Annotated in this window: 26 protein-coding genes; 19 read left to right on the forward strand and 7 right to left on the reverse strand. The window is 59.0% G+C overall.

Annotated elements, in window-relative coordinates; translation table 11 throughout:
* The first annotated feature begins 423 nt into the window (after positions 1 to 423).
* The 16 genes from mnmG to glmS all read left to right on the forward strand — a co-directional run bounded on the left by mnmG (position 424) and on the right by glmS (position 16,236).
* Complete coding sequence (mnmG, locus tag HBO09_RS00590; protein WP_029290183.1) at positions 424 to 2,316, forward strand: tRNA uridine-5-carboxymethylaminomethyl(34) synthesis enzyme MnmG; 1,893 nt, start codon at positions 424 to 426, stop codon at positions 2,314 to 2,316.
* The gene (gene rsmG / locus HBO09_RS00595; RefSeq protein WP_169990833.1) at positions 2,313 to 2,957 is read left to right on the forward strand and encodes a 16S rRNA (guanine(527)-N(7))-methyltransferase RsmG; all 645 of its coding nucleotides are present in this window, start codon (positions 2,313 to 2,315) and stop codon (positions 2,955 to 2,957) included. Before mnmG ends, rsmG begins: the two co-directional genes overlap by 4 nt.
* An 18-nt stretch (positions 2,958 to 2,975) precedes the next feature.
* On the forward strand, positions 2,976 to 3,773 hold the full coding sequence (locus HBO09_RS00600) for a ParA family protein (RefSeq protein ID WP_005792605.1): 798 nt from the start codon (positions 2,976 to 2,978) through the stop codon (positions 3,771 to 3,773).
* Between the two features lie 9 nt (positions 3,774 to 3,782).
* Positions 3,783 to 4,655, forward strand: coding sequence for a ParB/RepB/Spo0J family partition protein (locus HBO09_RS00605; RefSeq protein ID WP_169390057.1), 873 nt, complete (start codon positions 3,783 to 3,785; stop codon positions 4,653 to 4,655).
* 148 nt (positions 4,656 to 4,803) lie between these two features.
* Positions 4,804 to 5,211 (forward strand): F0F1 ATP synthase subunit I, encoded by a 408-nt coding sequence (locus HBO09_RS00610; protein ID WP_010565865.1) that lies wholly within the window; start codon positions 4,804 to 4,806, stop codon positions 5,209 to 5,211.
* Positions 5,212 to 5,227: 16 nt separating this feature from the next.
* Positions 5,228 to 6,097 (forward strand): F0F1 ATP synthase subunit A, encoded by an 870-nt coding sequence (gene atpB / locus HBO09_RS00615; RefSeq protein ID WP_049710820.1) that lies wholly within the window; start codon positions 5,228 to 5,230, stop codon positions 6,095 to 6,097.
* 133 nt (positions 6,098 to 6,230) lie between these two features.
* Positions 6,231 to 6,488 carry a F0F1 ATP synthase subunit C gene (atpE, locus tag HBO09_RS00620; RefSeq protein WP_002555987.1) on the forward strand — a complete coding sequence of 86 codons (258 nt, stop codon included), beginning with the start codon at positions 6,231 to 6,233 and terminating at the stop codon, positions 6,486 to 6,488.
* Between the two features lie 56 nt (positions 6,489 to 6,544).
* A complete protein-coding gene (locus HBO09_RS00625) occupies positions 6,545 to 7,015 on the forward strand; it encodes a F0F1 ATP synthase subunit B (protein ID WP_008439543.1) in 471 nt (156 codons plus the stop codon).
* Positions 7,016 to 7,027: 12 nt separating this feature from the next.
* On the forward strand, positions 7,028 to 7,564 hold the full coding sequence (locus tag HBO09_RS00630) for a F0F1 ATP synthase subunit delta (protein ID WP_057439298.1): 537 nt from the start codon (positions 7,028 to 7,030) through the stop codon (positions 7,562 to 7,564).
* Between the two features lie 21 nt (positions 7,565 to 7,585).
* Positions 7,586 to 9,130 carry a F0F1 ATP synthase subunit alpha gene (gene atpA, locus HBO09_RS00635; RefSeq protein WP_029290137.1) on the forward strand — a complete coding sequence of 515 codons (1,545 nt, stop codon included), beginning with the start codon at positions 7,586 to 7,588 and terminating at the stop codon, positions 9,128 to 9,130.
* A 50-nt stretch (positions 9,131 to 9,180) separates the two neighbouring features.
* Positions 9,181 to 10,041: a F0F1 ATP synthase subunit gamma gene (atpG, locus tag HBO09_RS00640; RefSeq protein ID WP_029290134.1), complete on the forward strand. Its 861-nt coding sequence runs from the start codon at positions 9,181 to 9,183 to the stop codon at positions 10,039 to 10,041.
* Positions 10,042 to 10,068: 27 nt separating this feature from the next.
* Positions 10,069 to 11,445, forward strand: a complete 1,377-nt coding sequence (gene atpD, locus HBO09_RS00645) for a F0F1 ATP synthase subunit beta (RefSeq protein WP_015886645.1) — start codon at positions 10,069 to 10,071, stop codon at positions 11,443 to 11,445.
* 44 nt (positions 11,446 to 11,489) lie between these two features.
* Positions 11,490 to 11,906 carry a F0F1 ATP synthase subunit epsilon gene (locus tag HBO09_RS00650; RefSeq protein WP_003195825.1) on the forward strand — a complete coding sequence of 139 codons (417 nt, stop codon included), beginning with the start codon at positions 11,490 to 11,492 and terminating at the stop codon, positions 11,904 to 11,906.
* Positions 11,907 to 12,029: 123 nt separating this feature from the next.
* Positions 12,030 to 13,397: a bifunctional UDP-N-acetylglucosamine diphosphorylase/glucosamine-1-phosphate N-acetyltransferase GlmU gene (glmU, locus tag HBO09_RS00655; RefSeq protein WP_169990835.1), complete on the forward strand. Its 1,368-nt coding sequence runs from the start codon at positions 12,030 to 12,032 to the stop codon at positions 13,395 to 13,397.
* 228 nt (positions 13,398 to 13,625) lie between these two features.
* Positions 13,626 to 14,393 (forward strand): DeoR family transcriptional regulator, encoded by a 768-nt coding sequence (locus HBO09_RS00660; RefSeq protein ID WP_076964405.1) that lies wholly within the window; start codon positions 13,626 to 13,628, stop codon positions 14,391 to 14,393.
* A 10-nt stretch (positions 14,394 to 14,403) separates the two neighbouring features.
* A complete protein-coding gene (gene glmS / locus HBO09_RS00665) occupies positions 14,404 to 16,236 on the forward strand; it encodes a glutamine--fructose-6-phosphate transaminase (isomerizing) (RefSeq protein ID WP_169990837.1) in 1,833 nt (610 codons plus the stop codon).
* Positions 16,237 to 16,368: 132 nt separating this feature from the next.
* On the opposite strand, the gene HBO09_RS00670 is transcribed toward glmS, so the two are convergent.
* The 7 genes from HBO09_RS00670 to HBO09_RS00700 form a co-directional block, all read right to left on the reverse strand.
* A complete protein-coding gene (locus tag HBO09_RS00670) occupies positions 16,369 to 17,337 on the reverse strand; it encodes a bifunctional GNAT family N-acetyltransferase/nucleoside diphosphate kinase regulator (protein WP_169990839.1) in 969 nt (322 codons plus the stop codon).
* Positions 17,338 to 17,491: 154 nt separating this feature from the next.
* Positions 17,492 to 18,424, reverse strand: coding sequence for a phosphatidate cytidylyltransferase (locus HBO09_RS00675; protein ID WP_169990841.1), 933 nt, complete (start codon positions 18,422 to 18,424; stop codon positions 17,492 to 17,494).
* Between the two features lies 1 nt (position 18,425).
* Positions 18,426 to 19,046: a lysophospholipid acyltransferase family protein gene (locus HBO09_RS00680; protein ID WP_169990843.1), complete on the reverse strand. Its 621-nt coding sequence runs from the start codon at positions 19,044 to 19,046 to the stop codon at positions 18,426 to 18,428.
* 9 nt (positions 19,047 to 19,055) lie between these two features.
* Complete coding sequence (locus HBO09_RS00685; RefSeq protein ID WP_169990845.1) at positions 19,056 to 19,499, reverse strand: hypothetical protein; 444 nt, start codon at positions 19,497 to 19,499, stop codon at positions 19,056 to 19,058.
* Complete coding sequence (locus HBO09_RS00690) at positions 19,489 to 20,787, reverse strand: phosphatase PAP2/dual specificity phosphatase family protein (protein ID WP_169990847.1); 1,299 nt, start codon at positions 20,785 to 20,787, stop codon at positions 19,489 to 19,491. Before HBO09_RS00690 ends, HBO09_RS00685 begins: the two co-directional genes overlap by 11 nt.
* Before the next feature lie 2 nt (positions 20,788 to 20,789).
* On the reverse strand, positions 20,790 to 22,544 hold the full coding sequence (locus HBO09_RS00695) for a bifunctional alpha/beta hydrolase/class I SAM-dependent methyltransferase (protein WP_169990849.1): 1,755 nt from the start codon (positions 22,542 to 22,544) through the stop codon (positions 20,790 to 20,792).
* Positions 22,545 to 22,554: 10 nt separating this feature from the next.
* A complete protein-coding gene (locus HBO09_RS00700; RefSeq protein ID WP_169990851.1) occupies positions 22,555 to 23,178 on the reverse strand; it encodes a CDP-alcohol phosphatidyltransferase family protein in 624 nt (207 codons plus the stop codon).
* 203 nt (positions 23,179 to 23,381) lie between these two features.
* On the opposite strand from HBO09_RS00700, the gene HBO09_RS00705 reads away from it, so the two are divergent.
* The 3 genes from HBO09_RS00705 (at position 23,382) to HBO09_RS00715 (ending at position 25,317) form a co-directional block, all read left to right on the forward strand.
* Positions 23,382 to 23,636, forward strand: a complete 255-nt coding sequence (locus tag HBO09_RS00705; RefSeq protein ID WP_169990853.1) for a hypothetical protein — start codon at positions 23,382 to 23,384, stop codon at positions 23,634 to 23,636.
* Between the two features lie 62 nt (positions 23,637 to 23,698).
* Positions 23,699 to 24,544 (forward strand): DUF692 domain-containing protein, encoded by an 846-nt coding sequence (locus HBO09_RS00710; RefSeq protein ID WP_169990855.1) that lies wholly within the window; start codon positions 23,699 to 23,701, stop codon positions 24,542 to 24,544.
* Entirely contained in the window at positions 24,535 to 25,317 is a 783-nt protein-coding gene (locus HBO09_RS00715; RefSeq protein ID WP_169990857.1) for a DNA-binding domain-containing protein, read from the forward strand. The genes HBO09_RS00710 and HBO09_RS00715 overlap by 10 nt, the downstream gene beginning before the upstream one ends.
* The last annotated feature ends 33 nt before the right edge of the window (positions 25,318 to 25,350 follow it).

Here is a 25,350-nt window from a genome sequence, read left to right on the forward strand (position 1 = left end):
ATGCTTTTCTGTGGATTAAGCCCTGTGAATAACCACCCCTGTGCCCAGTTGATAACAGGGCTTGAAACCTGAGTAAAAACCCCTCTGTGGATAACCACCTGTTTAATCCACAGGCTTAAAGCACTTATCCAAGGGCCTCCTTGCCACCTAACCACAGACTTTTGAATCTCTGTACAGCACGTAAATAAAGGCCTGTAGAAATCTATCCACAGAAAGTAGGCTCAGTAGAAATAAACATAAAAACAAAGATTTAATAAACTTCTCTCTTTTAATTTCTATTGTCTGTGATTCATCCACAGCTGGTTAAATTTTGTGCAAAGGGTTCTTTAGGAAGGGCTAAGTCCCTATACTTGCCGCCATAGCTCCAAAACTCTTTCAACAGACAATTCCTGATTACCTACATAAGCAGGCACGAGGTGCGTGGTGGATTTCCCTTCCCGTTTTGAAGTGATCGTCATCGGCGGCGGTCATGCCGGTACCGAGGCAGCACTGGCGTCAGCCCGCATGGGGGTCAAAACCCTGTTGCTGACGCACAACGTGGAAACCCTCGGTGCCATGAGTTGCAACCCCGCCATCGGTGGGATCGGCAAAAGCCACCTGGTCAAGGAAATCGACGCCCTTGGCGGTGTGATGGCCATGGCTACCGACAAAGGTGGTATTCAATTTCGCGTGCTCAACAGCCGCAAAGGCCCGGCCGTGCGTGCAACTCGGGCACAAGCCGACCGCATCCTGTACAAGGCCGCGGTGCGTGAAACCCTGGAAAACCAGGCCAACCTGTGGATATTTCAGCAGGCAGCGGATGACCTGATCGTCGAACAGGACCAGGTGCGCGGAGTTGTCACGCAAATGGGCCTGCGGTTCTTCGCAGAATCCGTGGTGTTGACCACGGGTACCTTCCTTGGTGGACTTATCCACATCGGGATGCAGAACTATTCGGGTGGTCGCGCCGGCGATCCGCCGTCCATCGCCCTGGCTCATCGCCTTCGCGAACTGCCACTGCGTGTCGGTCGCCTGAAAACCGGGACCCCGCCACGTATCGACGGGCGTTCTGTGGATTTTTCGGTGATGACCGAGCAAGCCGGGGATACGCCGATTCCGGTGATGTCGTTCATGGGGTCCAAGGAACAGCACCCGAAACAGGTGAGTTGCTGGATTACCCACACCAATGCGCGCACCCACGAAATCATCGCGGCCAACCTTGACCGTTCGCCGATGTATTCCGGGGTGATCGAGGGCATCGGCCCGCGCTATTGCCCGTCGATCGAAGACAAGATCCACCGCTTTGCCGACAAGGAAAGCCACCAGGTCTTCATCGAGCCGGAAGGCTTGACCACCCACGAGCTTTACCCGAACGGGATTTCCACTTCCCTGCCGTTCGATGTGCAAATCCAGATCGTGCAGTCGATTCGCGGGATGGAAAACGCCCATATCGTGCGTCCGGGCTATGCCATCGAATATGACTACTTCGATCCCCGGGACTTGAAGTACAGCCTGGAAACCAAAGTGATTGGCGGTCTGTTCTTCGCTGGGCAAATCAACGGCACGACCGGTTACGAAGAAGCCGGCGCCCAAGGTTTGCTGGCCGGGACCAACGCGGCATTGCGCGCCCAGGGCAAAGACAGCTGGTGCCCGCGTCGCGATGAAGCGTACATCGGGGTGTTGGTTGATGACCTGATTACCCTGGGTACCCAGGAACCGTACCGGATGTTCACCTCCCGGGCCGAATATCGCCTGATCCTGCGCGAAGACAACGCCGACCTGCGCCTGACCGAAAAAGGTCGCGAGCTGGGCCTGGTCGATGACGCGCGTTGGGCAGCGTTCTGCAAAAAACGCGAAAGCATCGAATTGGAAGAGCAACGCCTGAAAAGTACCTGGGTGCGCCCGGGCACTGAGCAGGGTGATGCCATTGCCGAAAAATTTGGCACGCCGTTGACCCACGAGTACAACCTGTTGAACCTGCTGTCCCGTCCGGAAATCGACTACGCTGGTCTGGTCGAAGTGACCGGTGGCGGCGCAGAAGATCCACAGGTGGCCGAGCAGGTCGAAATAAAGACCAAATATGCCGGGTACATTGACCGTCAGCAGGACGAGATCGCTCGGCTGCGCGCCAGTGAAGACACCAAGCTGCCTGTAGATATCGATTACACCGGGATCTCCGGGCTGTCGAAAGAGATTCAAAGCAAGCTGGGGATAACTCGCCCCGAGACTTTGGGCCAGGCTTCCCGTATCCCGGGAGTCACTCCGGCAGCCATTTCGCTGTTGATGATTCATTTGAAAAAACGCGGCGCGGGCCGTCAGTTGGAGCAAAGCGCTTGAGTTCGTTGGTCACCTCGCAACACGCCGAAGAGTTATCCACAGGTGCACGCCAGTTGGGCGTGCACTTGACCGAAGCCCAGCACGAATTGCTGTTGGGCTATCTGGCCCTATTGATCAAGTGGAACAAGGCCTACAACCTCACTGCGGTGCGCGATCCGGACGAAATGGTCTCGCGGCATTTGCTCGACAGCTTGAGCGTGATGCCATTCATCGAAAACGGGCGCTGGCTGGACGTTGGCAGTGGCGGGGGCATGCCTGGCATCCCGCTGGCTATCCTGTTTCCCGAGTCGCAAGTGACTTGCCTGGACAGCAACGGCAAGAAAACCCGCTTCCTGACTCAGGTCAAACTCGAACTCAAGCTGGACAACCTGCAAGTTATCCACAGCCGCGTCGAAGCCTTCACTCCTGAACTGCCCTTCAACGGAATTGTTTCCAGGGCGTTCAGCAGCATGGAGAACTTCAGCAACTGGACCCGGCACCTGGGCGACCTGAACACTCGTTGGCTGGCAATGAAGGGCGTTCATCCAAGCGACGAGCTGTTAGCATTGCCGGCAGAATTCCACCTCGATAGCGAACACGCCTTGGCCGTACCCGGTTGCCAAGGCCAACGCCATCTGCTGATACTGCGCCGCACGGCATGATTGGGAACACAAGCAAGAATGGCTAAGGTATTCGCGATAGCGAACCAGAAAGGTGGCGTGGGCAAAACCACCACCTGCATCAACCTCGCAGCATCCCTGGTCGCTACCAAGCGTCGGGTGCTGTTGATCGATCTCGATCCACAGGGCAACGCCACCATGGGTAGCGGTGTGGATAAACACGGCCTGGAAAACTCGGTCTACGACTTGCTGATTGGCGAGTGCGACCTGGCCCAGGCCATGCACTATTCCGAGCACGGCGGTTATCAACTGCTGCCGGCTAACCGCGATTTGACCGCGGCGGAAGTGGTGCTGCTGGAAATGCAGATGAAAGAAAGCCGTCTGCGCAGCGCCCTGGCGCCAATCCGCGAGAATTACGACTACATTTTGATCGACTGCCCGCCGTCTCTGTCGATGCTGACGCTCAACGCATTGGTCGCTGCCGATGGGGTGATTATCCCCATGCAGTGCGAGTACTTCGCGCTCGAAGGCTTGAGCGACCTTGTGGATAACATCAAGCGTATTGCCGAATTGCTCAACCCGAACCTGAAAGTCGAAGGCCTGCTGCGGACCATGTATGACCCGCGCCTGAGCCTGATGAACGACGTGTCGGCGCAGCTCAAGGAACACTTTGGCGACCAGCTTTACGACACGGTGATCCCGCGTAACATCCGCCTGGCCGAAGCGCCAAGCTATGGCATGCCCGCGCTGGCGTACGACAAGTCATCCCGTGGTGCCATTGCCTATCTGGCGCTGGCCGGCGAGATGGTTCGTCGCCAACGCCGCAACTCACGCACCGCTGCAGCCCAGCCAACTTAAGGAATCCCCATGGCCGTCAAGAAACGAGGTCTCGGACGTGGACTGGATGCACTGCTGAGTGGTCCGACTGTCACTTCGCTGGAAGAACAGGCGGTGCAGGCCGACTCCCGTGAGCTGCAACACCTGCCGCTGGACCTGATCCAGCGTGGCAAGTACCAGCCGCGCCGGGACATGGACCCGCAGGCGCTGGAAGAGTTGGCCAATTCGATCAAGGCCCAGGGCGTGATGCAGCCGATTGTCGTGCGCCCCATTGGCGGCGGTCGGTTTGAAATCATCGCCGGCGAACGCCGCTGGCGCGCCAGCCAGCAGGCCGGTCAGGAAACCATCCCGGCGATGGTGCGCGATGTGCCGGATGAAACCGCCATTGCCATGGCGTTGATCGAGAATATCCAGCGCGAAGACCTCAATCCCATTGAGGAAGCCATCGCCTTGCAGCGCTTGCAGCAGGAATTCAAGCTGACCCAGCAGGAAGTGGCCGATGCGGTGGGCAAATCCCGTGTCACGGTTTCCAACCTGTTGCGCCTGATCGCGCTTCCGGAAGTGATCAAGACCATGCTGTCCCACGGCGACCTGGAAATGGGTCATGCCCGCGCTTTGCTCGGGTTGCCGGAAAATCAACAGGTTGAAGGGGCGCGACACGTTGTCGCACGAGGTCTCACCGTTCGTCAGACCGAGGCCCTGGTTCGCCAGTGGCTCAGTGGCAAACCTGCACCGGTTGAAACCACCAAAACTGATCCGGATATTGCGCGCCTTGAGCAGCGGCTGGCCGAGCGGCTGGGCTCTGCGGTGCAAATTCGCCACGGTAAGAAGGGTAAAGGGCAATTGGTTATCGGATATAACTCCCTTGATGAGCTTCAGGGCGTTCTTTCCCACATCCGCTGAAACATTTGCTTATGTAGCGTGCAGTCGGAAATCACTACCCGGCAGTTGAATAGGGGCAGAACCGCCCCTATACTCTGCGCGCATTTTGTCGGCACAAATTATGCCAAGTTATTGATTTCCGGCAGCCGACCATTGAGGAGCGAGAGTGATGGAAACCCGCACGCCAAACACGTTGCCGTTCCATCGCTTGGCCGTTTTTCCGGTTTTATTGGCCCAATTTGTCATTTTGCTGATCGCCGCATTGGCGCTTTGGTACTGGCATGGGGTCGTAGCCGGATATTCAGGACTCTGCGGAGGCCTGATAGCCTTGCTGCCCAATATGTATTTTGCTCACAGGGCCTTTCGGTTTTCCGGCGCCCGAGCAGCCCAGGCTATCGTCCGGTCCTTTTATGCCGGCGAGGCAGGGAAACTGATTTTGACGGCAGTGCTGTTTGCACTGACCTTTGCAGGTGTGAAGCCATTGGCGCCGCTAGCTGTATTCGGCGTCTTCGTGTTGACCCAACTGGTCAGCTGGTTCGCTCCCCTGCTAATGAAAACAAGACTTTCGAAACCTTAGGGCGTTTGAGGCAACCATGGCAGAAACAACCGCTTCGGGCTATATCCAGCACCACTTGCAGAACCTGACCTTCGGTCAGCTTCCCAACGGCGGCTGGGGCTTTGCCCACTCCGCAGCAGAAGCCAAAGAAATGGGCTTCTGGGCTTTCCACCTGGATACTCTGGGCTGGTCGGTCGCATTGGGTCTGATCTTCGTCCTGATTTTCCGCATGGCGGCAAAGAAGGCGACTTCCGGTCAGCCAGGTGCTTTGCAGAACTTCGTTGAAGTATTGGTCGAATTCGTCGATGGCAGCGTGAAAGACAGCTTCCATGGCCGTAGCCCGGTGATTGCACCGCTGGCACTGACCATCTTCGTCTGGGTGTTCCTGATGAACGCCGTCGACCTGATCCCGGTTGACTGGATTCCTCAGTTGGCCATCCTGATCTCCGGCGACCCGCACATCCCATTCCGCGCGGTATCGACCACTGACCCGAACGCTACCCTGGGCATGGCCCTGTCGGTGTTCGCGTTGATCATCTTCTACAGCATCAAGATCAAGGGCATCGGCGGCTTCATCGGCGAACTGACCCTGCACCCTTTCGGCAGCAAGAACATCTTCGTTCAAGCCCTGCTGATCCCGGTGAACTTCCTGCTGGAATTCGTCACCCTGATCGCCAAGCCGATTTCCCTGGCTCTGCGACTGTTCGGCAACATGTATGCCGGCGAACTGGTGTTCATCCTGATCGCTGTGATGTTCGGCAGCGGCCTGCTCTGGCTTAGCGGCCTGGGCATTGTTCTGCAGTGGGCGTGGGCTGTGTTCCACATCCTGATCATCACCCTGCAGGCGTTTATCTTCATGATGCTGACCATCGTCTACCTGTCGATGGCGCACGAAGAGAACCATTAAGACCAGTCTCGACTAGTCTGATGTCCTTCCCGGTCAAACGGGAAGGTGGCCCACCAGGGCTATGAAACGATTTGTTTTACCGCTTTAAAATCTAAAAAACCTAAACCATACGACGTAAAAGTCGGGAGGAAAGATGGAAACTGTAGTTGGTCTAACCGCTATCGCTGTTGCACTGTTGATCGGCCTGGGCGCCCTGGGTACTGCCATTGGTTTCGGCCTGTTGGGCGGCAAGTTCCTGGAAGGCGCCGCGCGTCAGCCAGAAATGGTTCCAATGCTGCAAGTTAAAATGTTCATCGTTGCCGGCCTGCTCGACGCCGTGACCATGATCGGTGTTGGTATCGCTCTGTTCTTCACCTTCGCGAACCCCTTCGTTGGTCAACTCGCCGGTTAATCACTCGTTTTTTCGAGTGATTGGTGTGTTGTGCAACGAACGAGCGAGGTATTGGCGTGAACATTAATGCAACCATTATTGGTCAGTCCTTAGCGTTCTTGATTTTTGTTGTTTTCTGCATGAAGTTCGTATGGCCTCCGGTCATCGCGGCTTTGCACGAACGTCAGAAGAAGATCGCGGATGGACTGGACGCTGCCGCACGAGCAGCTCGCGACCTGGAGTTGGCCCAAGATAAAGCGGGTCAGCAACTGCGCGAAGCGAAGGCTCAGGCAGCTGAAATCATTGAGCAAGCCAAGAAACGCGGTAACCAGATTGTTGAAGAGGCTGTTGAAAAAGCCCGTATCGACGCTGACCGTGTGAAGGTTCAGGCTCAGGCCGAGATCGAACAGGAACTGAATGGTGTCAAAGATGCGCTGCGTGCCCAACTGGGTGCTCTGGCCGTCGGCGGTGCTGAGAAGATCCTGGGTGCCACAATCGATCAAAACGCGCACGCGGAGCTGGTAAACAAACTGGCTGCTGAAATTTAAGCGAGGGCGATCATGGCAGAATTGACCACGTTGGCCCGACCTTACGCTAAGGCAGCCTTCGAGCACGCCCAGGCCCACCAGCAGCTGGCCTCTTGGTCAGCCATGCTCGGCCTGGCTGCAGCAGTGTCGCAAGACGACACCATGCAGCGCGTGCTCAAGGCCCCGCGACTGACGAGCGCAGACAAGGCCGCCACGTTTATTGACGTGTGCGGCGACAAGTTTGATGTGAAAGTGCAGAACTTCATCCACGTCGTTGCCGAAAACGACCGTCTCCCGCTTTTGCCGGAGATTGCCGCTCTGTTCGACCTGTACAAGGCCGAGCAAGAGAAGTCGGTAGACGTTGAAGTGACCAGTGCTTTTGCATTGAACCAAGAACAGCAAGACAAACTCGCCAAGGTTCTCAGTGCACGACTCGACCGGGAAGTGCGCCTGCAAGTTGCGGAAGACCCATCCCTCATTGGGGGTGTTGTCATTCGCGCCGGCGACCTGGTTATCGATGGCTCGATTCGCGGCAAACTCGCGAATCTTGCCGAAGCATTGAAATCTTGAGTTTGAAGGGGCAGCAGAGCAATGCAGCAACTCAATCCTTCCGAAATAAGTGAAATTATCAAGGGCCGCATCGACAAGCTCGATGTGACCTCCCAAGCCCGTAACGAAGGCACTGTCGTCAGCGTATCTGACGGCATCGTGCGGATTCACGGTCTGGCCGACGTAATGTACGGCGAGATGATCGAGTTTCCGGGCGGCGTCTACGGTATGGCTCTCAACCTGGAGCAAGACTCCGTAGGTGCCGTTGTATTGGGCGCGTACACCAGTCTGGCTGAAGGCATGAGCGCCAAGTGCACTGGCCGCATCCTCGAAGTTCCGGTTGGTAAGGAACTGCTGGGTCGCGTTGTCGACGCACTGGGTAACCCTGTTGACGGTAAAGGTCCACTGGGCAACACCGAGACCGACGCGGTCGAGAAAGTTGCTCCAGGCGTGATCTGGCGTAAGTCGGTAGACCAGCCTGTACAGACTGGCTACAAGGCTGTCGATGCCATGATCCCAGTCGGCCGTGGCCAGCGTGAGCTGATCATCGGTGACCGTCAGATCGGTAAGACCGCTCTGGCGATCGACGCGATCATCAACCAGAAAGACAGCGGCATTTTCTGCGTCTACGTAGCGATCGGTCAGAAACAATCTACCATCGCCAACGTGGTTCGCAAGCTGGAAGAAAACGGCGCCCTGGCCAACACGATCATCGTGGCTGCCAGTGCTTCGGAGTCTCCTGCGCTGCAATTCCTGGCACCGTACTCCGGTTGCACCATGGGTGAATTCTTCCGCGACCGCGGTGAAGACGCGCTGATCGTTTATGACGATCTGTCCAAGCAAGCAGTGGCTTACCGCCAGATTTCCCTGCTGCTGCGCCGTCCACCAGGCCGTGAAGCCTACCCAGGCGACGTGTTCTATCTCCACTCCCGTCTGCTGGAGCGCGCATCCCGCGTATCCGAAGAGTATGTAGAGAAGTTCACCAACGGCGCAGTGACCGGCAAAACCGGTTCCCTGACCGCACTGCCGATCATCGAAACCCAGGCTGGCGACGTTTCCGCGTTCGTTCCGACCAACGTGATTTCCATCACCGACGGTCAGATCTTCCTGGAATCGGCCATGTTCAACTCCGGGATCCGTCCTGCTGTGAACGCCGGTGTTTCGGTATCCCGTGTGGGTGGTGCCGCTCAGACCAAGATCATCAAGAAGCTCTCCGGTGGTATCCGTACCGCTCTGGCTCAGTACCGTGAACTGGCGGCATTCGCCCAGTTCGCTTCTGACCTGGACGAAGCGACCCGTAAGCAACTTGAGCATGGTCAGCGCGTTACCGAGCTGATGAAGCAGAAGCAATACGCGCCAATGTCGATCGCTGACATGTCGCTGTCGCTGTATGCCGCTGAGCGTGGGTTCCTGACTGACGTCGAAATCGCCAAGGTCGGCAGCTTTGAACAAGCGCTGATTGCTTACTTCAACCGAGATCACGCCGATTTGATGGCCAAGATCAACGTGAAGGGTGACTTCAATGACGAAATCGACGCTGGCCTGAAGGCTGGTATCGAGAAGTTCAAGGCCACCCAAACCTGGTAAGCCGCAGCGGGAGCCGCAAGGCTCCCGCTTGCTAACCTGATAGGTGTTACATGGCAGGCGCAAAAGAGATTCGCAGTAAGATTGCGAGCATCAAAAGCACGCAAAAAATTACCAGCGCCATGGAGAAAGTGGCGGTCAGCAAAATGCGCAAGGCACAAATGCGCATGTCGGCTAGCCGTCCTTATGCGGAGCGTATCCGCCAGGTAATTGGGCATCTGGCCAACGCCAACCCGGAATACCGCCACCCGTTCATGATCGAGCGCGCCGTCAAGCGTGTAGGTTATGTGGTAGTGAGCAGTGACCGTGGTTTGTGCGGTGGTTTGAATACCAACCTGTTCAAGGCCCTGGTCAAGGACATGGCGGTAAACCGCGAAAACGGCGTCGAGATTGATCTGTGTGTTGTTGGTAGCAAGGGTGCGGCCTTTTTCCGCAACTTCGGCGGTAACGTCGTTGCAGCTATCAGCCACCTGGGTGAAGAGCCGTCGATCAATGACTTGATCGGCAGTGTGAAGGTGATGCTGGATGCGTACCTGGAAGGCCGGATCGACCGCCTGTCCGTGGTATCCAACAAGTTCATCAACACCATGACCCAGCAGCCAACCGTGGAGCAATTGATTCCACTGGTGGCGACCCCGGATCAGGAACTCAAGCACCACTGGGACTACCTCTACGAACCAGACGCCAAAGAGCTGCTTGACGGCTTGATGGTGCGCTACGTGGAGTCGCAGGTGTACCAGGCGGTGGTCGAGAACAACGCAGCTGAACAAGCGGCGCGGATGATCGCGATGAAAAACGCTACCGACAACGCCGGTGATCTGATCAGCGATTTGCAGCTGATCTACAACAAGGCGCGTCAGGCTGCGATCACCCAAGAGATCTCGGAAATCGTCGGCGGCGCTGCCGCGGTTTAACGGTTCAAATATTCAGAGGATCCAGCTATGAGTAGCGGACGTATCGTTCAAATCATCGGCGCCGTTATCGACGTGGAATTCCCACGCGACAGCGTACCGAGCATCTACAACGCGCTGAAAGTACAAGGCGCGGAAACTACTCTGGAAGTTCAGCAGCAGCTGGGCGACGGCGTAGTTCGTACCATTGCGATGGGTTCCACCGAAGGCTTGAAGCGCGGTCTGGACGTTGTCGACACTGGTGCTGCCATCTCCGTACCGGTCGGTAAAGCGACCCTGGGCCGGATCATGGACGTACTGGGCAACCCGATTGACGAAGCTGGCCCGATCGACACCGAAGAGCGTTGGGGCATTCACCGTCCAGCACCTTCGTTCGCCGAGCAAGCTGGCGGCAACGACCTGCTGGAAACCGGCATCAAGGTTATCGACCTGGTCTGCCCGTTCGCCAAAGGCGGTAAAGTTGGTCTGTTCGGTGGTGCCGGTGTAGGCAAAACCGTAAACATGATGGAACTGATCCGTAACATCGCCATCGAGCACAGCGGTTATTCCGTGTTCGCCGGTGTGGGTGAGCGTACTCGTGAGGGTAACGACTTCTACCACGAGATGAAGGACTCCAACGTTCTGGACAAAGTGGCACTGGTCTACGGTCAGATGAACGAGCCGCCGGGTAACCGTCTGCGCGTAGCACTGACTGGCCTGACCATGGCCGAGAAGTTCCGTGACGAAGGTAACGACGTTCTGCTGTTCGTCGACAACATCTACCGTTACACCCTGGCCGGTACTGAAGTATCCGCACTGCTGGGCCGTATGCCTTCTGCAGTAGGTTACCAGCCGACCCTGGCTGAAGAGATGGGCGTTCTGCAAGAACGTATCACTTCGACCAAGGAAGGTTCGATCACTTCGATCCAAGCGGTATACGTACCTGCGGATGACTTGACCGACCCGTCGCCAGCGACCACCTTCGCCCACTTGGACGCCACCGTCGTACTGTCCCGTGACATCGCTTCCCTGGGTATCTACCCAGCGGTCGATCCACTCGACTCGACTTCGCGCCAGCTGGACCCGAACGTGATCGGCCAGGAGCACTACGACACCGCTCGCGGCGTTCAGTACGTGCTGCAGCGCTACAAAGAGCTGAAGGACATCATTGCGATCCTGGGTATGGACGAGCTGTCGGAAACCGACAAGCAGTTGGTATCCCGCGCTCGTAAGATCCAGCGCTTCTTGTCGCAGCCGTTCTTCGTGGCTGAAGTCTTCACCGGTGCCTCGGGTAAATACGTTTCCCTGAAAGACACCATCGCTGGCTTCAAAGGCATCCTCAACGGTGACTACGACCACCTGCCAGAACAAGCGTTCTACATGGTCGGCGGCATCGAAGAAGCGATCGAGAAAGCCAAGAAACTGTAATCCAGGCGCCCGGCAACGGGCGCTCATCAGGTTGAGGCAATCAGATGGCTATGACAGTCCATTGCGATATCGTCAGCGCGGAAGGGGAAATCTTCTCCGGTCTGGTGGAGTTTGTGACAGCGCACGGTGACCTGGGTGATCTTGGTATCGCCATGGGCCACGCACCGCTGATCACCAGCTTGAAGCCAGGTCCGATCACGCTGACCAAGCAAGGCGGGGAACGGGAGGTGTTTTACATCTCCGGTGGTTTCCTCGAAGTTCAGCCGAACATGGTCAAGGTACTTGCCGACACCGTGCAACGTGCTGGCGACCTGGATGAAGCCTCCGCTCAGGAAGCCGTCAAGGCTGCCGAGAAGGCGCTGAACGAAAAAGGTGCAGACTTCGACTACAGCGCTGCTGCAGTCCGTCTGGCCGAGGCTGCAGCCCAGCTGCGCACGCTCCAGCAGATCCGCAAGAAGTAAGCGGCCACGCCGTCATGCTTCATGCGCGATTGATTAAAAAGGGTAGCCTCGGCTACCCTTTTTCTTTTTTTGCAAAACACTTCTTTGGTCTGAAGCCGGACCGCCCAGGATTGGTAGCCATTCATGTCTCTTGAAATCGTCATTCTCGCCGCAGGCCAGGGCACTCGCATGCGTTCAGCCCTGCCCAAGGTACTGCACCCGGTTGCTGGCAACTCCATGCTTGGCCATGTTATCCACAGCGCCCGGCAATTGGAGCCACAGCGTATCCACGTAGTGATTGGCCACGGCGCCGACGCGGTGCGTGAGCGGCTGGCCGCCGACGACTTGAATTTCGTATTGCAGGACAAGCAATTGGGTACCGGTCATGCCACCGCGCAGGCCGTACCGTTCATCAAGGCTGACACTGTGCTGATCCTTTACGGTGACGTCCCGCTGATCGAAGTAGAAACCCTGCAGCGCTTGCTCAAACACGTGGTGCCTGGCCAGATGGGGTTGCTCACCGTCGAGCTGGAAGACCCGACCGGTTACGGCCGTATCGTGCGCAATGCCGACGGCAAGGTCACAGCCATCGTCGAGCATAAGGACGCCACTGAGGCCCAACGGGCAATTACCGAAGGCAACACCGGGATTCTCGCGGTGCCGGCAGCGCATTTGTCGGACTGGATGAGCCGCCTGTCCAACAACAACGCCCAGGGCGAGTACTACCTCACCGACGTCATCGAGATGGCCGTCAGCGATGGCCTGTTGGTCGCCACTGAGCAGCCCCATGACCCGATGGAAGTGCAGGGCGCCAACGACCGCAAACAACTGGCGGAGCTGGAGCGGCACTACCAACTGCGCGAAGGCCGCCGCCTGATGGCCCAAGGTGTCACGCTGCGTGATCCGGCGCGTTTCGATGTACGCGGTGAGGTTACCGTGGGGCGTGATGTGCTGATCGATATCAACGTGATCCTCGAAGGTCGCGTGATCATCGAAGACGACGTGGTGATTGGCCCCAACTGCGTGATCAAGGACAGCACCCTGCGTAAAGGCGTGGTGATCAAGGCTAATAGCCATATCGACGGTGCGGTGATGGGTGAGGGCAGCGATGCCGGGCCGTTCGCCCGGTTGCGCCCTGGTAGCGTGCTGGAGGCCAAGGCCCATGTGGGTAACTTTGTCGAACTGAAAAACGCCCACCTGGGCGAGGGCGCCAAGGCGGGTCACCTGACTTATCTGGGCGACGCCGTTATCGGGGCGCGCACCAACATCGGCGCAGGGACCATCACCTGCAACTACGATGGCGCCAACAAGCACCAGACCGTGCTGGGTGAAGATGTATTCATCGGCTCCAATAACTCACTGGTTGCTCCTGTGAAGGTGGGCGACGGTGCCAGCACGGCCGCAGGCTCCACCATCAATCAGGATGTGGATAACTTGCAGCTAGGTGTGGCCCGCGCCCGCCAACGCAACATCGACGGCTGGAAACGCCCGGTCAAAATCAAAAAGACCTGAGTTATCCACAACCTCCCAGGCAATAAATCTCCAATGTGGGAGCGGGCTTGCTTGCGAAGACGGAGTGTCAGTCACTGAACGTGTATCTGATGCACCGCCTTCGCGAGCAAGCCCGCTCCCACATTGGATCTATGTTGTTTTCAAAAAAGTGCACCCGCCGCTTGACGATTTCCCGTCAATAGGTTTTGATTGCCTTCGTTATCTTTCGAAACGAAACTTATCATCACCATGTCGAAACGAAACACACCGCAAAGACGCCACAACATCCTCACCTTGCTCACCGAGCAGGGTGAAGTGAGCGTTGACGAACTGGCCAAGCGTTTCGAAACCTCCGAAGTGACCATCCGCAAGGACCTCGCCGCGCTGGAAAGTAACGGCTTGCTGCTGCGTCGCTACGGTGGCGCAATCACCATGCCCCAGGAACTGGTCGGCGATCCTGCCCAGCCCATTTCCGTGCACAAGCGCGCCATCGCCCGGGCGGCGGTCAAACGCCTGCGTGAACATGCACGGATCATCATCGACAGCGGAAGCACCACCGCCGCGATGATCCCGGAACTGGGGCATCAGCCCGGCCTGGTGGTGATGACCAACTCCCTGCATGTGGCCAGTGCCCTGAGTGAGTTGGAGCATGAGCCGGTGCTGTTGATGACCGGCGGGACCTGGGACCCGCACTCGGACTCGTTCCAGGGCCAGGTCGCAGAACAAGTGCTGCGTTCCTATGACTTCGACCAACTGTTTATCGGCGCTGACGGCATCGACCTGCAGCGCGGCACCACCACCTTCAATGAATTGCTGGGCCTGAGCCGAGTGATGGCCGAAGTCGCCCGTGAAGTGGTGGTGATGGTCGAATCCGACAAGATCGGCCGCAAGATTCCCAACCTGGAACTGCCCTGGAGCAGCGTCCATACCCTTATTACCGATGATCGCCTGCCGCTTGAGGCCCGCGACCAGATTCAAGCCCGCGGCATTACGCTGATTTGCGCGGCAGTCATCTAGGAGAGAAACCATGTGTGGAATTGTAGGCGCAGTCGCTGAACGAAACGTTACCGCCATTTTGCTCGAAGGCCTCAAGCGCCTCGAATACCGTGGCTACGACAGTGCCGGCGTGGCGGTCTTTAGCAACGCGGGCAAGCTTGAGCGCATGCGTCGCCCAGGCAAAGTCAGTGAACTGGAACAGGCCCTGGCCGGTGAGCCCCTGGCGGGCCGTCTGGGCATCGCCCACACCCGCTGGGCGACCCACGGGGCACCGTGCGAGCGCAATGCGCACCCGCACTTCTCCGGTGACATTGCGGTGGTGCACAACGGCATCATCGAAAACCACGAAGTGCTGCGCGAACAACTCAAGGGTCAGGGCTACGTCTTTACTTCGGACACCGACACCGAAGTCATCGCCCACCTGCTCAACCACAAGCTCAAGGACTACAGTGACCTGACCACCGCCCTCAAGGCCACGGTCAAGGAACTGCATGGCGCCTACGGCCTGGCCGTGATCAGCGCCAGCCAACCGGATCGTGTGGTTGCCGCCCGCAGTGGCAGCCCGCTGGTGATTGGCTTGGGCCTGGGGGAAAACTTCCTGGCTTCCGACCAACTGGCCCTGCGCCAGGTCACTGACCGCTTCATGTACCTGGAAGAAGGCGATATCGCCGACATCCGCCGTGAAAGCGTGGCGATCTGGGACGTCAACGGCAACTCCGTCGAGCGCGAAGCCGTGCAATACCGCGATGGTGCCGAAGCCGCCGACAAGGGCGAGTTCCGCCACTTCATGCTCAAGGAAATCCACGAGCAACCGGCCGTGGTGCAACGCACCCTGGAAGGACGCCTGAGTCAGCACCAGGTGCTGGTCAATGCCTTCGGCCCACAAGCCGCCGAGCTGTTCGCCAAAGTGCGCAATGTACAGATCGTCGCCTGTGGTACCAGTTACCACGCCGGCATGGTCGCCCGTTACTGGCTGGAAGAACTGGCCGGCATCCCGTGCCAGGTCGAAGTGGCCAGCGAATTCCGCTACCGCAAGGTGGTGGTGCAGCCCGACACCCTGTTCGTGACCATCTCCCAGTCCGGCGAGACAGCCGACACCCTGGCCGCCCTGCGCAATGCCAAAGAGCTGGGCTACCTGGCGAGCCTGGCGATCTGCAACGTCAGCATCAGCTCCCTGGTGCGTGAGTCCGACCTGACCCTGCTGACCCAGGCTGGTCGCGAAATCGGCGTAGCTTCCACCAAGGCCTTCACTACCCAGTTGGTGGGCCTGTTGCTGCTGACCCTGTCCCTGGGCCAAGTCCGCGGCACACTGGCCGAGGGCGTCGAAGCCACCCTGGTAGAAGAACTGCGCCGCCTGCCGACCCGCCTAGGCGAAGCCCTGGCCATGGACAGCACTGTAGAGAAAGTCGCCGAACTGTTTGCCGACAAGAACCACACCCTGTTCCTCGGTCGTGGCGCGCAATACCCCGTGGCAATGGAAGGCTCCCTGAAACTCAAGGAAATTTCCTATATCCACGCCGAAGCCTACCCGGCCGGTGAGCTCAAGCACGGCCCATTGGCCCTGGTAGACGACGACATGCCCGTGGTCACCGTTGCGCCGAACAATGAACTGCTGGAGAAGCTCAAGTCCAACCTGCAGGAAGTGCGCGCCCGTGGCGGCCAACTGATCGTGTTCGCCGATGAAAAGGCCGGCATGACCAACGGTGAAGGCACCCACGTCATCAATATGCCGCACATCCATGACACCTTGTCGCCGATTCTCTACACCATCCCGCTGCAGTTGCTGTCGTACTACGTGGCGGTGCTCAAGGGCACGGACGTTGACCAGCCGCGTAATTTGGCCAAGTCGGTGACGGTTGAGTAAAGCTGTCTCTAGGTATTAAAAGCTGTCCCGTTTGGAGCCTCTGTGGGCTCCAAACGACGTCCTTCTCTCGTTATCCCTGCTGATTTTGGAGATCCTCGCGCCTGAAGGACGAACACTGAGCAAAAGGCGCGTTTATAGGTGGAAGTCGCCCGCAGCCTCTGGCTGGTAAAGCACTTTCCTGATCTCAATCCGGCGGGTCCGATCAGAAATTCGCCAGTCGATGGCGTCTCCCTCCTGATAGCCCAGGATGGCGGCGCCGATGTCGGAATACACGGAATGCTTCCCTGCGCTGCTGTCCTCATCTTCGGGGTAGACCAGGGCCACTTCGATCTCTTCGTCGTCCAACTGCAGCAAGGCTCTAGAGTTCATCGTGACGACATTGCACGCCACTTGCTGCGGCTTGACGACAATGGCTCGCTCAAGCTCATGTTCGAGTTCAACAATGGCCGGGCCTTGCTCGAGCACGATTAGACTCTCGAGCCTGGCCTTGTCGATTTCAGTGATATAGATCCTTGTGGAGTCGCCAGCGCTACCTTCGCGCAAGAACTGGCGATAGCGCCCCGCCGTCATTGAAAACGACTTCAATGTCGGCGTTTCGCTCTCAAGCACAAAGCCGCAGCGCAGAAAGGCGTTCAGCGAGCGCGTGTTGTCCGGGTGGATTTTGGCGATGAGCATCTTGGCCCGCATGTCGAGGAAGGCCAGTTTCATGCCTTCGCGAATCGTGCGGGCGCCAAGGTTTCGGCCCCATTTGTCGCTGTCTCCGATGACCAGGACGATCTCGCAATTTGAGCCGGTCTTGATGAGACGGACAAAGCCCACCGGGGCGTCATGCCGGTCATAGGCCATGAAGAATCGGCCACCCTGGTTGAATAGATGGGTCAGGATCGGCAATTGAGTCCGATCGATGGCGTGCTCGATGGAGCGGGAGACATCAGGCGAATCGCTCAGATAGCAGGTGACGCGCTCATCCTCCAACCAATCCATCAGCGTCAGCGCGTGCGCCCGAGTAATTTCAGGGCACAGCGAAATGAAAGGCTTGTTCATCTTCAGCACACTTATTTGTAGTCGAAAAGGGCGGAAGCCCTCCATGGTCATGGCCATGACGGTTCTTTCGGCAACCGGCTATGTTAAGACATAACGCGAGGAATGCCGAACAGCCTGGAGATTCGGCCAAACAGATGGTGCCTGACATCACGTTTTCGCGAGCAAGCCCGCAGCCACATTTGAACGTCGTTAGCCTTTAGATAGGTGTGACTCAGGTCCACCAATACCGCACCAGATGAAAGAAAATCGGCGCCGCGAAACACACCGAATCCAGCCGATCCAGCATCCCGCCGTGTCCTTCGATCATATGCCCCCAGTCCTTCACGCCTCGGTCGCGCTTGATCGCCGACATCACAATCCCGCCGGCAAAGCCCAGCAAGTTGATCAGCAGCGCAATCAGGAAGGACTGCCAAGGGTTGAACGGGGTGGTCCACCACAGCGCTGCGCCGATCAGGGATGACAGCAGGATCCCACCGATAAAGCCTTCGACGGTTTTCGACGGTGACAGGTTGGGCGCGATCTTGTGTTTGCCGAACAGTTTGCCGCACACGTACTGCAACACGTCCGAGAGTTGCACCACGATCACCAGGTAGGCGATCAGCAAGAGGTTGCGGCCCTCGTAGCCGACGATGTCGAGGGTCAGCAGGGCGGGGACGAAGGATACGCAGAAGACCGCGATCATCAGGCCCCACTGTACTTTCGACGCCCGCTCCAGGAAGTGCGTGCTGTCGCCGCCCAGCGAGGCCAGGATGGGCAGCAGCAGGAATACGTAGACCGGGATGAAAATCGAGAACAGGCCGTACCAGTCAAAGTAGATCAGCAGGTATTGCAGGGGTAGGGCCAGATAGAACGCAGCCACCAGCGCCGGGTAGTCGCTGCGGCGGGTGGGTGTGAGGGTGAGAAATTCGCGCAGGGCGTAGAACGACACGGCGTAGAACAACAGGATCACCGCGCCAGTCCCAAGCCAGAATGCGATGCCGATCACCACCACCATCACCCACCAGGCATTGATGCGGGCGTTGAGGTTGTCGATCACCGCGTTGGGTGTGCCACGGGTTTGCAGCTTGAGGATCAGGCCGATCAGCGAGGCGAGCACCAGAATCATGCCGATGCCGCCGAACAACATCAGGGTTTGGCTATCCATGTCAGGAATGCTCCGGGGCGAGGGCGAGCAGGGCGTCGCGGCTGCGGGCGAGGAACAGGGCTTTGTCTTCACCGTCCTGCAGTTGCAGCGGGGCGCCGAAGCTGGTGGTGCACAACAGTGGCAGCGGCAGTACACGGCCCTTGGGCATCACGCGGTTGAGGTTGGCTATCCACACCGGGATGAGTTGTGCCTGTGGGTAACTTTTTGCCAGGTGATACAGGCCGCTCTTAAATGGCAACAGGCCATCCTCCAGGTTGCGCGTGCCTTCGGGGAAAATGATCAGCGAGTCGCCATGCTCCAGGGCTTCGAGCATCGGCTGCAAGGGGTTATCCACAGGGTCTTTGCGCTCGCGGTCGATCAGCACCCCGTTGAACACCCGGTTGATGATGTAGCGGCGCAAAGCGCTCTTGTTCCAGTAGTCGGTGCCGGCCACCGGGCGCGTGGCTTTGCGTAGGTTCTGCGGCAACGAGGCCCAGAGCAGCACGAAGTCACCGTGGCTGCTGTGGTTGGCAAAGTAGATGCGCTGCACGGGTTCTGGCGCGCAGCCCAGCCACAAGCTGCGGGCGCCGGTCACTGTGCGGGCCATGGAGGTAATCAGGGTTGCGACCACGGGTTCGAACATGAGGATTCCTTATCCGGCGAAGGGCAGCCATGGGCTGGCCAGGATGACGGCCAATGTCAGTAACACTTGCGCGCCCAGCAGATAGGCCTGTTTGCGCAGCAATTTGAGGGCGCCACGCCGACGCTCGGTCCATGGCCGGCTAGCGCGGTTGGCGGGTTGCAGGCCCAGGGTTTGCAAGGTCTGGTCCAGTTCGCCGGTGCGCTCTATGTCCTTGGCCATCAGCGCAAACAAGTCGGCGTCAAAGGCCACCCGCAGCGCCCAGTACTTTTGCAGCAGCCCGAGGACAATCATCCACAGGCTGAGCAGCAGGCAGATTGGCGTGATGCTGACCATCAACAGTTGCGCCAGGCCGAACAACACCCCGAGCAAGGTCAGGCCTGTGGATAACTGATCCAGCGAACGTCCACGACGCAGCAGGCTGGCGACCACCTGGAGTTGCATATCAGCGGGCATAAGGCAGTTCTCCCAAGGCTTGACGGTGATGGGCGTGCAGGACCACATCCGGCCGTGCTGTACGAATAATAGTCAGTGCCTCATCCACCGTGCTGGCGCGCCCGCTGTGCAGCAGCCATGCCGCCACGGCACTGGCGCTGCGGGAGTAGCCGAGGGCGCAGCACACCAGCAAAGGCCCGTGTTTGCGCAAGCGCTCAATGGCTTGGGCCGCTTCCAGGCACTGCGCAGGTGTGGGGGCGGTGAGGTCGAGGACGGGCAGGGCATGGTAAGCGCGACCTTGTGGATAAAGCGGCAGTTCGGCACACAGATCGACCACGGCATTGAATGAACTCAGCTGCGCTGTCGTCGGAATTCGCCCCAGCCATACGTTATCCACAATCAGATCGGGTTGTGGGTGTTTACGTGTCCATAGCCGCGAGTTGAGCCACGCCGCCGCGAGATAAGGCGCGTACAGCCAGCGGGACGCCGGGCTGAGTCGGCCATCGGCACGTTTCTGAAAGCCTGCGGCACCCAACAGCCAATAGTTGAGCGCCACCAGCAACACCGCGACGGCCGGCCACCACAGCCATAGCCAGGCGCCGCCCCAGGTAAAGGCCGCTGTCGCCAGCAGCAGGGCGCCCACGGCGTAGCGCAAACCCAGGCGCCAACGTTTCGGATCTTTGGCCAGGCGCGCATTAAGCAGCGGGCTTGGATGATCCACCGGCCATAGCCACACGCACAGCCAGCCGGCCAGGGCGCCTGTGGGTAAGTCGATAAAGTGATGTTGGTAAGTGGTCAGTACCGAAATGCCGATCAGTGCGAACCAGCCATGCACCAGCCAGCGCCACAGGCCTTGGCTATGCCGCTGGAACATCACCCACAGGATCACCAGCAGGGCGATGTGCAGCGAAGGCGCCTGGTTGAACGGTTTATCAAACCCCGCCAGCACCGCGAACAGCCAACCAAACACGCCGTCCATTTCCGGGCGCTCAAAGGTGAAGCGCAACGGCCAGAGCAGGAAGCAGCTCACCGCAATCACTTGGGCACTCAGCAGGCGCAGGGCATGTTGCTTGAGCTCATGGCGACTGTTGGGCAGCAGCAGGGAGAAGCCATAGAGCAGGTCGATCGACCAGTAGGGCACGATGGTCCAGGCCCAGAACGGGATATGGGTTTCCCAGCCGAACACCAGGGTGCCGACGTCGCTGCGCTGGCTGGTCACCCACGTGGCAAAGCCGTAGGTGCTGAAAAACAGCGGCGCCAACAGCAGCAGCCACAGCAGCGCTGGTTTGAAGAGACCGGGTTCGCGCATGCTCAGATCTTCTGCGCCAGCGAGACGCTGAAGATGCCCCACTCATCCACACGCTGGGTGATCTTGCGAAAGCCCGCCGCCTCCACCAGTTGATCCATTTCCGCCTGGCTGCGACGGCGCATCACCCAGGCCTGGCCCTGGCGATGGCTGGTGAGGGCGCGGGCGATCAGTTCCAGTTGCGGGTGCCACGGTTGGCCGGTGTATACCAGGTACCCACCGGGTTCCACGGCCTCGGCCAGGCCGGCGAGGGAGCCACCGACCATGGCGTTATCGGCAAACAGCTCGTACAGCCCCGACACCACTGCCAGTGTCGGCTTGGGCGCCAGCGCCGCCAGGTCTGCCCGGTCGAAGGCATCACCTTTGACGAACTGCGCAATATCTCCCAGGCCTTTCTCGCGAATCAGCGCGCCACCGTCGCGCACGTTGATATCGCTGTAGTCGCGCAACAGGATCGATTCCGGCAATGGAGAAACGCCCTGCAAGGCTTCCAGAATGTAGCGACCATGCCCCGCGGCGATGTCGACAATGCGCACCTCACGCCCGTCATCCCGCAGCTTGACCATGGCCAGGCGCAGCAATTCTTCGACATGCAGTTTGCGCTGGCGAATCCCGCGCCAGCCAATGGAGTTCAGGTAGTTGGTGTCGATCATCCGCCCCAGCGCACCTTTGCCGGTGGGCTTGTTGCGATAGACATAGTCCAGGGTACTGCCGGAATCGAAACCGGTGTCGAAGCCCAGCTTCACGCCCTCGGACAACTGGCGGCCCAGGCCCATGCTGGCGCGGGTCATGCGCCAGTACAGGTCACGTAGCGAGTTGTGCGGCAGTGGCGCAGCGAGGGATTCGGATTCGGCGCAGGTCGCGCCGATCTTGTCGGCATCCAGCAGGCTGGCGCGGTCCAGCGGGTGGGCGAAGTTTTGCAGGATAAAACGCCTGGCACTGACCAGCGCCACGGCACGGTCGCGTTCGCCGAGGGTGTCGTGGAAAAAGCCGGGCAGGATGTGCAGTTCTTTTTTCAGGCTGCCCAGGCGCTCGAAGAACTGTTGCTGGGGTTTGCGATGCACCACAAAGTCCGAGCCGGAGATCAGCAGTTGGGTCGGCACTTGGATCGCCTGGGCATCGGCGACTACGCGGTCGGCCGCTTCGTACAGGCCCAGCAGCACATTCACCGAGATCGCCTTGGTGATCAGCGGGTCTGTGTCGTAGGACGCGACACGCTCGGGGTCATGGCTGAGGAACTTGGCCTTGACGTAGCTGTTGACGAAAAAATTGCCGCGAAAACGCCGCATCAACGCCAGGCCTGGCCGGGCGAAGGGTACGTAGAGCTTGACCTTGAATGCCGGGGAGGCAAGCACCAGGGCGCGGATGTTGGGGGCGTAGTCGTGGACCCAGGTGGCAGCAATCACCGCGCCGACGCTTTGGGCGATGACGGCGAGGTTTTCTGGCTCGATGCCATAGGCTGCGCCGATATGGTCGCAGAACGTCTGCACGTCCCGTGCGCTGGTGGCAAAGCTCGGGCTGTCGCCACGCGCGCCGGGGGACTGGCCGTGGCCACGGGCGTCCCAGGCGAAGAAATCGAAGTGCGGCAGGTCCAGTTCATCCACCAGGTGCGCAATACGCCCAGAATGCTCGTGGCCCCGATGGAACAGCAGGATCGCCTGGCGGGGCTCAGGCCCGGTCGCGGTGGTCGCGGGCCAGTGCCGATAGAAAAGCTCTACCCCGTCATGGGTGCTGAAGGTGTGCTGTTGCTGTTCGCGCATCGCAAGATCCTTATGCCGTCGGAGGGGTTTCTAGTTGTTCTTCAAGGCCCTGGCGCACTCGATTGACCAGGGTATAGGCGAGCAATGCAGCCACCAGCCACATCACGCCATCGACCCAGCCGGCGCCGAGCCAGCCCAGTGCCACGCCGGTGGCCAGCACGCCGAGGACGAACGCCCGATCACTCTTGCCCATGGGCCCGTCGTAGCGCCGCGATGCACCGACCATCGGCCCAAGCACGCCCGCATATTCACTGAACACCGCCAGCAGCGTCACCAGTAGCACCGGCGCCAGGCTGACGCCGGAGATCAGCGCGAATGGCAGGATTAGCGCGCTGTCGGCGATCACATCGCACAGTTCATTGAGGTAGGCGCCCAGGCGCGACTGTTGACCAAACTCTCGGGCGAGCATGCCGTCGATGGCATTGAGGGCCATGCGCAGGATCATCCACAGCGGGATCAACACGAACACCCAGGCATGCCCGGCGAAACCCGCCACCAGCAGGCCTACCAGCAGCGACACGATTCCCGCCAGTACGGTGATCTGGTTGGCGGTGGTGCCGTTGTCGTACAGGCGCTGGACCAGGGGGCGCAGCAGGTTTTGAAAACGCGGTTTGAGCTGATAGATCGAAATCATGAGAGTGACGCTTCCTTGTCCGTGATCCCGCGAAAAAGCTGGTGCGAGTGTGACGATAAATCGCCGTGGGCACTAGTGCCCGCCGGCGGCACATAAAAATGTCGATCACGCTGTAACGCCCAGCAGGCACCTCACTCTAGTGCTGTGTCGGGACTGAACAAACCGTTCAGCCGGCGCCCTACAGACCTATGAGGATTACCATAATGAACTTCAAGAACGCCGTTTCCGGTGCTGCCCTGGCCATTGCTGCCGCCACTATGTTTGCCGGTGTCGCGACCCAGGTCCAGGCGGCTGATGAAGCGAATGTACATTGCTATGGCGTGACCTCCTGCAAAGGCATGAACGACTGCAAGACTGCTGAAAACGCCTGTAAAGGCCAGGCCGTCTGCAAGGGGCACGGTTTCAAGACGATGACCAAGGCTGCTTGCGATGCAGCTGGCGGCAAAGTCGGCGAATAACCGCGAGTACGTGATCCTGCAGCGGTGTGCACGTCGCTGCGGACACTTTCCAGGAGTTCGTCATGTCGGTATCGGTTCCTTGCCTGGGCTACGGCCTGGGGTTACGCAGCAATTACTATCAGCAGATCATCGAGCAGTCGCCGCAGGTGGACTGGTTCGAAATCGTCTCCGAGAATTATCTGGTCCAGGGCGGCAAAGCCTTGTACTACCTGGACGCCATCGCCGAGCGCTATCCGTTGGTGATGCATGGCGTGTCCCTGTCCATCGGCGGGCCCCATGCCCTCGATATGGACTACCTCAAGCAACTCAAGCAATTGGCCGACCGGGTCAAACCGGCGTGGGTCTCCGATCACCTGTGCTGGAGCCGTGGCAACGCCCATCAACTGCATGACTTGTTGCCGCTGCCCTACACCGAGGAAAGCCTCTACCACGTCGCTGGCCGCGTGCTGCAGGTGCAGGAGGTTCTGCAGCGGCCGCTGGTGCTGGAAAATGTCTCCAGCTACGTGCGCTCAAAGGCCGATGACTTTACCGAGTGGGAATTTCTCAACGCCTTGAGCCACCTCAGTGGTTGCGAACTGCTGCTGGACATCAACAACGTGTATGTCAGCTCGCGCAATCACGGTTTCGATGCCTGGACCTTTATCCGCAACCTGCCGCCGCACAGCATCCGCCAGCTGCATTTGGCCGGGCATATGGACTACGGCGACTATGTGGTCGATACCCATGACCATCCGGTATGCGATCCGGTGTGGCAGTTGTTTCAACAGACCCTGGAGCACTTGGGGCCGGTGGCGACGTTGCTGGAGCGCGATGATCATTTCCCGCCGTTTGCCGAGCTACTCGACGAATTGGCCAAGGCCCGTGAGCTGGGGGCTGGCGCTTTGGCCCGGAGGTCGCTATGCGCCTGATCGATTGGCAACTGGCGTTTGAACGGCATCTATTGGCAGACGCCGACGACAGCGGCTTTGCCAGCACCTTGATTGGTGGCCCGACGCTGGACATCGACACTGGCCTTGCGATCTACCACAACGCCTATCGGGCCCGTTTGCTGGAAGTGATGCAGGGGGATTTCCCGGCCGTGTGGCATTGGCTGGGGGATGATGAATTTGCCGGGCTGGTGGCCGCTTATGTACAGCGTTATCCCTCGGCGCATTTCAGTTTGCGCTGGCTGGGGCAGCGGTTTGAAGGTTTTATCGGCGAGTATCTGGTCGCCGCACAAAGTGCACCGTTGGCCGAGCTGGCGCGCCTGGAATGGGCCTTCACCCTGGCGTTTGATGCGCCTGCGGGCCAGCCGCTGGTCCTGGAAGACATGGCTCGGCTGGCTCCCGAGGCCTGGCCGTTGTTGCAGGTCGAGTGGGGACCGGCGGTGCAGCAGGTGTTGTGCCGCTTCAACAGTCTGCAGATCTGGCGTGCGGTCAAGGCGCAGGCTGCGTTTCCCGGCAGCCTGGCGTTGCAGCAGGCCGAGGTATGCCTGATCTGGCGTGACCAGCAGGTATGTCGCTACCGCAGCCTGGAGCCTGCCGAGGCGTACGCGTTGGCCGGGATGGCCGACCAGGGATGGACTTTTTCAGAACTGTGCGCCGAATTGGCAGTCACTTACCAAGAGGGCGCGCCGCTGCAAGCTGTCACGTGGTTGAAACAGTGGGTTCAAGACGGTTTGCTGCAACGTCGGGCACCATAAAAAGCGGCTATTAAATCGATAGCCAGCTACTTT

Origin of the sequence: Pseudomonas sp. WS 5027 (assembly GCF_012985695.1) — a bacterium.
In the GTDB taxonomy this organism is placed as follows: Bacteria; Pseudomonadota; Gammaproteobacteria; order Pseudomonadales; family Pseudomonadaceae; genus Aquipseudomonas; species Aquipseudomonas hygromyciniae.